Raw genomic sequence first — 11,605 nt, forward strand, 5'->3', positions numbered from 1 at the left:
TTACTCCTGCACCGCCGGATCGAAGCGCGCCAGCGCCTGGCGCACCACATCGGGATCCACCGCCTGGACCACCGCATGGCCCAGGCGGTCCAGCAACACGAAGCGCAGCTGGCCGCCTTCGTTCTTCTTGTCCACCTGCATCAACTCCAGCCAGCGCTCGGCCGGCCAGTGCGGCGGATCGGTGGGGCAGCCGCTGGCCCGGACCAGGGCGCGGATGCGGGCCACGTCCTGGGCGGGCAGGCCGCAGGCCAGCGCGGACAGCTCGGCCGCCATGATCATGCCGCAGCCCACGGCCTCGCCGTGCAGCCACTGTCCGTAGCCCATGCCCGATTCGATGGCATGACCGAACGTGTGGCCGAAGTTAAGGATGGCGCGCAGGCCCGATTCGCGCTCGTCCTGCGAGACGACCTCGGCCTTGACCTCGCAGGAGCGCCGGATGGCGTGGACGATGTCGTCTTCCTGCAGGGTGCGCATGCCGTCGATGCGGGCCTCGCACCAGTCGAAGAAATCGCGGTCGTAGATCATGCCGTACTTGATGACCTCGGCCAGCCCGGCGGAGATCTCGCGGGCGGGCAGGGTCTTGAGCACCCGGGTGTCCACCTCCACGGCGATGGGCTGATAGAAGGCGCCCACCATGTTCTTGCCCAGGGGGTGGTTGATGGCGGTCTTGCCGCCCACCGAGGAGTCCACCTGCGCCAGCAGCGTGGTGGGCACCTGCAGGAAGCGCACCCCGCGCATGAAGCAGGCGGCCGCAAAACCGGCCATGTCGCCGATGACTCCGCCGCCCAGGGCGACGATGAGCGCCTTGCGGTCCAGGTGGCGGCCCAGCAGCGCATCGAAGATCAGGTTCAGGGATTCCCAGTTCTTGTAGGCCTCGCCGTCGGGCAGCTCCACCACGTGCACGGGCTTGCCGGCGGCCTCCAGGGCGCGCCGGGCCGGCTCCAGGTAGAGGGCCGCGACGGTCGGATTTGTAACAATTGCCACCGCCGTGGCGTTGGCCGGCACGCTGTCGGCCAGCCGTTGCAGGCGGCCTGCAGCGATATGGATGGGATAGTCGCCGCCTTCCACGGCTACATGCACTACGGTCATTCAGCAACCTCGTTCTTTCAGGAGGGTCAACAGTTGGCGCACGGCATGGTGGACGGGCGCGGAACCGGTCTCGAAGTGCACGTCGGCCACTTCTTCATACAGGGGTTCGCGCCGCTGCAGGAGCTCCTGGATGCGGGCGCGCGGATCGGCCGTCTGCAACAGCGGCCGGTTGCGGTCGCGCGCCACGCGGCGAAAGAGTTCGTCCACGCTGGCGCGCAGATACACTACGATACCGCGATCCTTGATGATCTGGCGATTGGCCTCGGACAGAATCGCCCCGCCCCCCGTGGCCAGCACGATGCCGGGCAGGCGCGAGCAGATGTCCAGCACGGCCGATTCGCGTTTGCGGAACCCTTCTTCGCCTTCGAACTCAAAGATGGTGGCGACCCGCACGCCGCTGCGCGCTTCCAGTGCGTGATCCAGGTCCAGGAATTCGCGCTTCAGCTCCCGCGCCAGCTGGCGGCCTATGGTGGTCTTGCCCGCGCCCATCATGCCGACCAGGATGACGGGCCGCGAGCCGGCCTGTTGTAATTCGAGCAGCGCGGTGTCTGATAAAGGGCTAGGATGATCTACAGGCATCAGTCTGCGGGTAAAGAGTGGTTCATTTGTGTATTATCCCATTAGCCCACACGAAGCACAGTCCGCTGTCCAGAATTATTTTGTTACATTGATGCCAGGCGCAAGGCCAAGTCCAGCCCCGTTTGGACTTTAAAATCAGCCCCAATGAGTTCTTCTGCCCACTCCCCCAATTCCAAGCCCGAGCACTCCTCCGGTTCCTGGCTGGCCCGCTTCATCATCAAGACGGCGGTCTTCGTCGGCGGACTCGGCCTGTGCGCAGCCCTGCTCGGTTCGCTCGCTCTGGCGCTGGCCTGGCCCAATCTGCCCGATCTGAGCGCCATGATCGATTATCGTCCACGGGTGCCGCTGCGCATCTACACGGCGGACAAGGTCCTGATCGGCGAGTTCGGCGAAGAACGCCGCAACGTGCTGCGCTTTGACGAAATCCCCGACGTCATGAAATCGGCCATCCTGGCCGCCGAGGACGACCGCTTCTACCAGCATGGCGGCATCGACTGGATGGGCGTGGGCCGCGCGGCCCTGGCCAACCTGACCCACATGTCCAAGACGCAGGGCGCCAGCACCATCACCATGCAGGTGGCGCGCAATTTCTACCTGTCCTCGGAAAAGACCTACACCCGCAAGTTCTACGAACTGCTGCTGACCTTCAAGATCGAGGCCACCCTGACCAAGGACCAGATCCTGGACCTGTACATGAACCAGATCTACCTGGGCCACCGCGCCTTTGGCTTTGCGGCCGCCTCGCGCACCTACCTGGGCAAGCCGCTGGCCGAGGTCACCACGGCCGAGGCCGCCATGCTGGCCGGCATTCCCAAGGCGCCCTCGCGCTTCAACCCCATCGCCAACTTCGAACGCGCCAAGACCCTCCAGGCCTACGTGCTGGGCCGCATGCGTTCCCTGGGCTACATCACCGAACAGGAATACCAGGATGCGATGGCCCAGGAGATCGAGGTGAAGTCGGCCGTGGGCACGCCCGCCGGCGGCTACGCCATCCATGGCGAATACGCCGCCGAACTGGCGCGCCAACTGCTTTACGGCGTCTACCAGGACAACGTTTATTCGCGCGGCTTCAACATCTACACCACGATCAACTCCACCGACCAGGAAGCAGCCTACCGCGCCGTGCGCAACGGCATCCTGGACTACACCCGGCGCGCGCCCTACACCGGCCCGCAAGGCCAGGTGGACCTGCCGGCCGGCATTGAAAACGACCACACCCGCCTGGACGCCATCCTGGACGAAATACAGGACAAGTATCCCGACACGGGCGATCTGCTCACCGGCGTGGTGCTGGAAGCCGGTCCGGACCGCATCCGCGTGGCCCGCACGGCCCAGGAAATCATCGACGTCACCGACAAGCGCGCCCTGAAGATCGTGGCGCGCGGCCTGGTCCAGAACGCCAAGGCGGACGTGCGCATCCAACGCGGCTCGGTGGTCTACCTGTTCCAGAACAACGACTACTGGGAAGTGATCAACATGCCCGCCGTGCAGGCGGCCTTCGTGTCGGTGCGTCCGCAGGACGGCGCCATCCAGGCCATGGTCGGCGGCTTCCACTTCTCAGACGGCAAGTTCAACCGCGTGACCCAGGCCTGGCGCCAGCCCGGCTCGGCTTTCAAGCCCTTCATCTACGCTTCTTCGCTGGAACGGGGCCTGACGCCCTCCACCCAGATCTCGGACGAACCCTTCGTGCTGACCGCCGCACAGACCGGCTCCAAGCCCTGGACGCCCAAGAACTACGGTCGCACCTACGAACCCATGCTGACCATGCGCCAGGGTTTGTACAAGTCCAAGAATATGGTGTCCATCCGTATCATGCAGGCGGTCGGTCCCAAGTACGTGCAGGAATACATCACCCGCTTCGGCTTCGACAAGGCGCGCCAGCCGGCCGTGCTGCCGCTGGCCCTGGGCGCGGGCAGCGTCACCCCGCTACAGATGGCCGGCGCCTACTCGGTGTTCGCCAACGGCGGCTACCGCACCGTGCCCTACCTGATCGACCACGTCACCGACAGCACCGGCAAGGTCATCATGCGCGCCAAGCCCGTGGTGGCGGGCGACGCCGCGGCCCGGGCGATCGATCCGCGCACGGCCTACGTCATGAACGACCTGCTGCGCGGCGTGGCTACCTACGGCACCGGCGCGCGCGCCTCGCGCGAACTCAAGCGCACCGACATCGGCGGCAAGACCGGCACCACCAACGACTCGCAGGACGCCTGGTTCGCCGGCTTCACGCCCGATCTGGTCGGCATCGCCTGGATGGGGTTCGACCAGCCGCGCAGCCTGGGTTCGGGCGAGACCGGCGGCGGCGCAGCCATGCCCATCTGGATCAACTACATGCGCACGGCCCTGAAGGACAAGCCCATCGTGCCGCCCGGCCCCATGCCCAGCGGCCTCACCAAGACCAACGGGGACTTCTATTTCAACGAATTCCCGCCCGGTCAGGCCATCGCCCGCGTCGGGCTGCCCGCTCCCAGCGACAGCAGCCTGCAACAGGACGGCAGCGATGGCATCGGCGACCTGCTGCGCCAGATCGCTCCCGAGCAGAACGCGAGCGGCGGCGGCAACAACAACCAGTTCGTGCCGTTCTGATCCCCTTCACCCACACGCCGGCGATCGCCGGCGTTTTTTTGCTTTGGCCGGGCCGATGGCATAATGGTCTCCTTTGCCCGCCCTTGCTGGAAAACATCATGAAAATGGCCCGCCCATCCCGCCTTCTGGCCTTGCTGGCGCTGAGCGTCGTGCTCAGTGCCTGCGGCTACAAAGGCCCGCTTTACCACCCGCCCGCCGAAGAGCCGCCGGCCGCCGACACGGCGCCTCGTTAGTTTCTCCGCGTTGATCGCTCAACCCCTGTTATTTGACGACATCATGACCGTTGCACCTCACTTCCAATTCCAGAACGATACGCTGCACGCCGAGCAGGTTCCCCTGACCCGCCTGGCCGAGGAGTTCGGCACGCCGCTGTATGTGTACTCCCGCCAGGCCCTGCGCGACGCCTGGGAGTCCTACCGCGTCGCCGGCGAAGGCCGCAAGCTGCTGGTGTGCTATGGCATGAAAGCCAACTCCAACCTGGCCGTGCTGCAGGAGTTCGCACGCCTGGGCACAGGCTTTGACATCGTCTCGGGCGGTGAGCTGGCGCGCGTCATCGCCGCCGGCGGAGATCCCGGCAAAGTCGTGTTCTCCGGCGTGGGCAAGCAGGTCTGGGAAATCGAGGCCGCCCTGGCCGCCGGCGTCAAATGCTTCAACATCGAATCCGAAGCCGAGCTGGAGCGCGTCGCCGAGGTGGCCGCCCGCCTGAACCTGAAGGCGCCCGTCTCGCTGCGCGTCAATCCGGACGTGGACGCCCGCACCCATCCCTATATCTCCACCGGCCTGAAGGACAACAAGTTCGGCGTGCCCATCGAGCAGGCGCCCCGCATCTACGCGCGCGCCCAGGAGCTGCCCAGCCTGCGCATCGTGGGCGTGGACTGCCATATCGGCTCGCAGATCACCGAGGTCAGCCCTTACCTGGACGCCCTGGACAAGCTGATCAAGCTGATCCTGGCGCTGAAGGACCAGGGCGTGGAACTGCACCACCTGGACCTGGGCGGCGGCCTGGGCATCCGCTACACCGACGAAACCCTGGTCACGCCCACCGACCTGCTCAGCAAGGTCTACGCGGCGCTGGACGCCCATGGCCTGGGCGAACTGGAAATCGTGCTGGAGCCCGGCCGCTCCATGGTGGGCAACGCCGGCGTGCTGCTGACGCGCGTGGAATACCTCAAGCATGGCGAAACCAAGAACTTCGCCATCATCGACGCCGCCATGAACGACCTGATCCGCCCCACCCTGTACGAAGCCTGGCACAGCGTGGAAACCGTCCAGCCGCGCGCCGTGACCGCGGACACGCCCCGCTACGACCTGGTGGGCCCCATCTGCGAAAGCGGCGACTGGCTGGCGCGCGACCGGCAGTTGGAACTGCGCCAAGGGGACCTGCTGGCCATCATGTCGGCCGGCGCCTACGCATTCACCATGGCCAGCCAGTACAATACCCGCCCGCGGGCGGCGGAAGTTCTGGTCGATGGCGAGCAGGTCCACGTCATCCGCCCGCGTGAAAGCCTGGAAAGTCTGTTTGCCTCCGAACGTTTGCTGCCTTGAATGACGGCAGGGCTGGAGGTTCCGACCGTTCAGCCTTAAAGAACTCAGCGCGCAAACCGTTAAACGGATGATCTTGCGGGCCGAGATGTCACCACCGTGCATGTCGGCCCAGGCCTAGCGCGTCCCGAACGGACAAGCGCAAACTCCACTGTCGGTGGCCGGGCAGTTCGATGGTAAGCGCTGGAGGCTGTATCGCCATCATGACCGTTTCAGGAATACAGATCGACAGCCTAGAACCTGTCACATCGACCGGCGAACGCCTGATTCGCGGGCTGAGCTTTTACGTCATCCCTCTGTTCCTGATCCTGCTCACGCTCTGGGCCCTGATCTTCCTGCCCAACCGCTACCCTTCGCCTTCGGGCCAGCCCCTGAACTTCCATGCCCTGGCCAGCGACCAGGCCACACCCGGTCCGGACCTGATCAGCCGCCTGACGGCCAGCCCCCTGCAGCGCCAGCTGCAACTGGACGAGCCGCACTGGCTGCTGCTGGACCTGCCCTCCAAGGATGACGGCAACGAGCATGTCCTGCATTTCCCCGCATCGCGGTTCAACGTGCTGGCCTGTTGGCGCACGAACGACTTGCAAACGCTGACCGTCAATGACCACAGCCTGTCCACCCAGGCCCTGCGCTCCCCCGTCCAGGGCTACACCGTGGATCTGGGCGCGTCCGCCGTCCCCGCCTCCATCCTGTGCCGCCTCGAAGTGGACCGCCGCGGCGTGCTGCAGGTGGAGCTCTGGGCCGCAGACGACATCAAGCATTCCTCCATCCGCTACACGCGCGGCATAGGCCTGCTGGAAGGCGGACTGCTGACCATGTCGCTGTTCATGCTGGTGCTGGCCGCCACCAATCGCGAATGGATCTACCTGCTGCTGTCGGTCTGGCTGGTCGGCAACCTGCGCCTGGGCTCCATGGCCATGGGCTGGGACATGCAGTGGCTGGGGCACACCCTGCCGGCCGCCGTCATGCCGCCGCTGCGCCAGGTGACCATCGCCTGCTATTTCCTGCTCAGCTACTCGCTGTTCACCCTGCTGCTCAAGCCGTCCATCCATTCGATGATTCAGCAGCGCTGGCTCAGCTCGGCAGGCCTGCTGGGCCTGGTCCTGCTGCTGGCCTCCGTGCTGCTGCCCACGGACCTGTTCCAGCCCCTGATGTGGTTCAGCGCCATCTACGCCCTGTGCTGCGCCGGATGGGTGCTGCTGTCCATCCTGCTGCAGGCCCGCTCGCGCATCATGCTGTGGCAGCTGGTGCTGCTCAGCATGGCCTTGTGCGTGCTGATCTCCGCCATCTTCCTGGCCGCGTTCGGACGCTCCAGCTTCGTGGAAAACTTCAATGGCGTGATCACGCTGCTGCTCTCCAACCTGATGGTCGCCCTGGCCATCGGCGAGCGTCTGCGCGAAGACCGCAGCGAGGCCCTGCGCGCCCGCAACGAACTGCTGGCCCACTACACCCTGACGCCCATCGGCATGTTCACGCTGGGCGAATCGGGCGCCTTTCACCGCATGAGCCCGGTGCTGGCCGAGATGCTGGGCATCCAGTTCGACCCCTCCGGTGCGCCGGTGCACTGGACGGATTTCTTTCCCGAGCAGGACTGGAAGGCCGTGGCCCAGAGCACCCAGGCCAGCCAGGACGTGACCGTCGCCCGGCATGATACCCACATCGGCCCCTGCCAGTTCGCCCTGCGCGTGGCCATTGTCAACCAGCACATCGAAGGGTCGCTGCAGGACGTCACGGCGCGCGCCGAAACCTTGCGCCAGCTGCGCCTGATGGCCGACAACGATCCGGTCACCAATGTGCTGAACCAGCGAGGCATCGAGAAAGCCCTGGACGAGGCGCTCGCCCGCAGCGCCGAGGACAAGCCCTGCCTGCTGGCCTATCTGGACCTGAACCACATCAAGTACGTCAACGGCACCTTTGGCCATTCCTCGGGCGACGCCCTGCTGCTGAAGGTCTGCGAGCAGCTGGAGGCCGTGCTGCAGGCCGGCGAGAAGATAGGCCGCATCGGCAGCGACGAATTCGTGATCATCTTCGAGGACAGCGACCCCGAACAGGCCCGCGCACTGGCCAACGAAGTCATCGAGGCCTTGAACAAAAGCCCCCTGATGGCCGGCAACCGCAGCTTCAACCTGCGCAGCACGCTGGGCCGGGTGGAGGTGGCGCCCGGCATGGCGCCGCACGCAGCCCTCTCGCCCGCCAGCCGCGCCGCCCGCGAAGCGCGCCGCCAGCACCAGGACATGATCATCTACGACCAGGACTCCAATGCCCTGCAGGAACATGCGGAAGAATTGCGCCTGTTCGAACAGCTGGAAGGCGGCTCCTCGCGCGGCCTGTACCTGGAAATGCAGCCCATCGTGTCCTTGCGCCGTCCCATCGACAGCCTGAATTTCGAAGTGCTGCTGCGCGTGCGCGACTCGTCCGGCCAGTTGATCCCGACCGGCCGCATCATTTCCTCGGCCGAGGAAAGCGGCACCATCACCATCATCGACAAGTGGGTGTTCTCGGCCACGCTGGAATGGATGTCCAAGCACGAGCAGCAACTGGCGCGCACCCAGCTGGTGAACATCAACCTGAGCGGCGTGTCGCTGAACGACGACAAATTCATCCAGTGGTTCTTCGACATCCTGGCGCGCTACGAGCACCTGGCGCGCAAGCTGTGCGTGGAGATCACCGAGGGCGTGGCCCTGGACGACCTGGAACACACCCGCCACTTCATGCGCCGCCTGCAGCAGACGGGCGTGCGCATCGCCCTGGACGATTTCGGCGCCGGCTATACCTCCTTCTCCTACCTGCGCGAGCTGCCCGCCGACGCCATCAAGATCGACGGCGCCCTGATCTGCGACATGCTGAACAAGGAAACCAACGTGGCCATCGTGCGCACCATCGTGGAGCTGGCGCGCAACCTGGGCATGATCAGCATCGCCGAATGGGTGGAGGACGTGCCCACCCTGCAGGTCCTGCAGGAGCTCGGCGTGGACTACGTGCAGGGCTTCATCGTCTCGCGCGCCTGCACGCCGGCCGAGCTGCTCAAGGCCACCGCCATCACCGACCTGGTCAAGGACGCGCCCGCCCGCCAGTTCCTGCTGGAATCCCAGCAGAAGCATTCGCCGACGGTCTGAGCCCGGTTTGGAGGTAAAAAAAGTCCGGCGTCAAGCTTTTAATGAAAACAGCTTGGTGATAGAAAAACTATACGGGACACTGGTTTAGCTCTACTTCTAGCCGCTTTGCGGGATCGTAACATCGGGGGCTAAGAATCAGCGCCACATAGCTGTGATTCGACACGAAGCGCGCGGCGCTAGCCAGAGAGCCCAACGGCGAAACGCCGGAACGCACGACTATGGATTGGCATCCTTTGGGGGCAGCGCTCCGCGAGATTCGAGTAGACGCCGCGTGTTCTCCAGTTCCTTTTGTAGCAACTCGGCCTCCGGCAGCACCGTCCGATAGTTCGCCGCCATCACCTTGTTCGGCAAGCCATCCAGCGCATACCGCGCCAGGGCATGGCCCTTGTCAGCGCACAGAATCAGACCCACCGGCGGGTTCTCGCCCGGGTAGGCCCAATGCTCCTTGGCATAGTTGCAGTACATGTGCATCTGCCCCACATCGGCATGGGTCAGGCTGCCCAGCTTCAGATCGATGATGACCAGGCAGCGCAGCTTGCGATGGAAGAACAACAGATCGACCCGATACCAAGTCTGGTCGATGCGCAAGCGCCGCTGCCTTCCGATGAAGGTGAAGCCTTCCCCCAGTTCCAGCAGGAAGTCTTCCAAGCGCTGGATCAAGGCCGCTTCCAGATCGGATTCCGAATACTCATCCTTCAGGTCGAGGAACTCCAGCACATACGGGTCTTTGATCGCGTCATTGGGCGTGACGACATCCTCGGCTTTGGGCACCGAACCCTTGACCAGCATCGCTGCCTTGTCTTTGGACAAGGCCGTGCGTTCATAGAACTGGCTACTGATCTGCCGATCGAGCTGGCGCACGCTCCAGCCACCGCGCAGCGCCTCGGCCTCGTAGAACCGACGGGCATGATCATCCTTGACCGACAGCAGCCGGACATAGGCCGACCATGGCAGAGTGAAGACTTGGGACAGTTCGGAGAGGTCGAATTTCCGAGACACTGTCTGGGATTTCTCGACAAGCGACTCATTTCCCAATTTCCCAGACAGTGTCTGGGAAATCTCGGGCTGGGGGTATGCAAGGAAGAAACGCCGCATGCTCTCCAGGTTGTTTACGCCAAAGCCGCGCCCGAATCGAGCCGTCAGATCGGCAGACAACCGCATCATCAATTGCTCGCCGTAACCGGCCCGCCGCCTGCCTTTCTGCTCGGCTTCGACGATCCGACGGCCAATCTCCCAATAGCTGGCCGTCATCAGCGCATTGACGCTGCGCGCCGCTGCCCAGCGCGCCGCATCCAGCAGTTCCACGATGCCGCTGTGGATGCCGGCATAGCCAGCCGGTAGGGCAGCAGGTTTCCGCGTTGCCACGGGCGTCTTCCTTGTCATGCTGTCACCTCCATAGAACGGGATGCCCCGGTGATCGCCAGCCGCCGATTCGCCACCAGTTCGGCCGCATCCCGCACCGGCTTGTCCTCGGTATGAACATAGTGCATAAATATCGCCACGGTCTCATGGCCTGTGAGCTTAATGCCCACCTTGGTTGGCACGCCTGAGTTGGCAATGTCGATCGTCGCCCTGTGTCGGATGTCGTGCGTGCCGACGTGCGGCACGCCAGCGACCTTGAGCACGCGCGTCCAGCCGCCATAGTGTTCGCCGTGGGTCATGTGCCGAGTCGGATCGTTGGGCGACGGCAGGACGTAGGGGCAGCCTTCCCGGCGCGGTGCCGTCGAAAGCAACCGATAGGCTTCCTCGCTCATGGGCTTGGAAATACCGCCGGTCTTGCTGTCAGGCCAGACGACGCGGCGCTTCTCCAGATCAACCCGGTCCCGCTCCAACGGGCAAATTTCGGAGCGGCGGGCCGCAAGCTCGAATTGCAGGCGAATCGCCAGCGGGATGACATAGTTCTCCAGCCCTTTCGCCTCCAGATGCTTCAGGTGACGGAAGATCCGCGCCAGTTCATCGTCTACGATGAGCCGGGTTTCCTTGTCCGGCGGGTACATCGGAACGTGGCGGCACGAATTCGTGCCGTCAGGGCGCAGTCCCCACACTTCGGCCGGGTTGAACATCTTGCGCAGCACGCCGAAGGTGCGGTTGGCCTCGGCCTGTTTGTAGGCCAGCTTCTTCATCAGCGCAGCCAGGTCCGGGCGCTTCACGTCCTGCACCTTCATCCGGCCCATGATCGGGATGATGCAGCGGTCAATCACGCCCTGATAGCCACGCTGCGTGCCGGGCTTGCTGCGCTGCTTGGAGTAGTTCTCCATGAAGGTGTGGCCATACTCCTTCATGATCGATACCTTGTGGGCGGCGTTCTTGGCCGCGCTGGGGTCGCCGCCCTTGCGTACTTCGGCCAGCCGCTCCTGCGCCATCGTGCGTGCCTGATCGACGGTTAGTTCCCCGTATTGGCCCAGGGCGGGCTTGCGGCCCGCCGGGGTGATCTTGCACAGGAAGCCAGGCACCACGGTATCCCGCAGTTCGATGGCCTTGTCTTGAGATTGTGCCGCATCGACTGCGGACTTGGTGAGCTTGATCTTCGCCATGATGACTCCTCGGAAAGCCTGGTTTCCAAGAGCCGCATGGGAGCCACGCGAGGGGAAGCTGGGACAAGTTTCGGAAAGCCCCGGCATATGTTGAACTCACCTAAGTGATTGATAAACCTGCTCTATCGAGCCTTGGCGTAGCCCAGCGAATTGCGGTAC

8 protein-coding genes are annotated in these 11,605 nt (G+C 64.4%); 4 read left to right on the plus strand and 4 right to left on the minus strand.

The window, feature by feature from the left end:
• Nucleotides 1-1,089 (minus strand): 3-dehydroquinate synthase, encoded by a 1,089-nt coding sequence (aroB, locus tag ACWPWO_RS16030; protein ID WP_454007410.1) that lies wholly within the window; start codon nt 1,087-1,089, stop codon nt 1-3.
• Entirely contained in the window at nt 1,090-1,581 is a 492-nt protein-coding gene (locus ACWPWO_RS16035) for a shikimate kinase (RefSeq protein WP_454007515.1), read from the minus strand.
• Between the two features lie 231 nt (nt 1,582-1,812).
• Between ACWPWO_RS16035 and ACWPWO_RS16040 the strand changes: the two genes are divergently transcribed.
• From ACWPWO_RS16040 to ACWPWO_RS16055, 4 genes are all read left to right on the plus strand, one after another.
• The gene (locus tag ACWPWO_RS16040) at nt 1,813-4,254 is read left to right on the plus strand and encodes a penicillin-binding protein 1A (protein WP_454007411.1); all 2,442 of its coding nucleotides are present in this window, start codon (nt 1,813-1,815) and stop codon (nt 4,252-4,254) included.
• A 98-nt stretch (nt 4,255-4,352) separates the two neighbouring features.
• Nucleotides 4,353-4,487: an LPS translocon maturation chaperone LptM gene (gene lptM / locus ACWPWO_RS16045; RefSeq protein ID WP_454007412.1), complete on the plus strand. Its 135-nt coding sequence runs from the start codon at nt 4,353-4,355 to the stop codon at nt 4,485-4,487.
• Nucleotides 4,488-4,530: 43 nt separating this feature from the next.
• Entirely contained in the window at nt 4,531-5,799 is a 1,269-nt protein-coding gene (gene lysA, locus ACWPWO_RS16050; protein WP_454007413.1) for a diaminopimelate decarboxylase, read from the plus strand.
• Between the two features lie 200 nt (nt 5,800-5,999).
• Nucleotides 6,000-8,912, plus strand: a complete 2,913-nt coding sequence (locus ACWPWO_RS16055; RefSeq protein ID WP_454007414.1) for a putative bifunctional diguanylate cyclase/phosphodiesterase — start codon at nt 6,000-6,002, stop codon at nt 8,910-8,912.
• A 216-nt stretch (nt 8,913-9,128) separates the two neighbouring features.
• Here the strand turns inward: ACWPWO_RS16055 and ACWPWO_RS16060 are convergent, their stop codons facing one another.
• The gene (locus ACWPWO_RS16060; RefSeq protein WP_394062745.1) at nt 9,129-10,295 is read right to left on the minus strand and encodes a PDDEXK nuclease domain-containing protein; all 1,167 of its coding nucleotides are present in this window, start codon (nt 10,293-10,295) and stop codon (nt 9,129-9,131) included.
• Nucleotides 10,292-11,446: a tyrosine-type recombinase/integrase gene (locus ACWPWO_RS16065; RefSeq protein ID WP_454007415.1), complete on the minus strand. Its 1,155-nt coding sequence runs from the start codon at nt 11,444-11,446 to the stop codon at nt 10,292-10,294. Before ACWPWO_RS16065 ends, ACWPWO_RS16060 begins: the two co-directional genes overlap by 4 nt.
• Nucleotides 11,447-11,605 lie beyond the last annotated feature (159 nt).

The sequence above is a fragment of the Alcaligenes sp. Marseille-Q7550 genome (genome assembly GCF_965112015.1).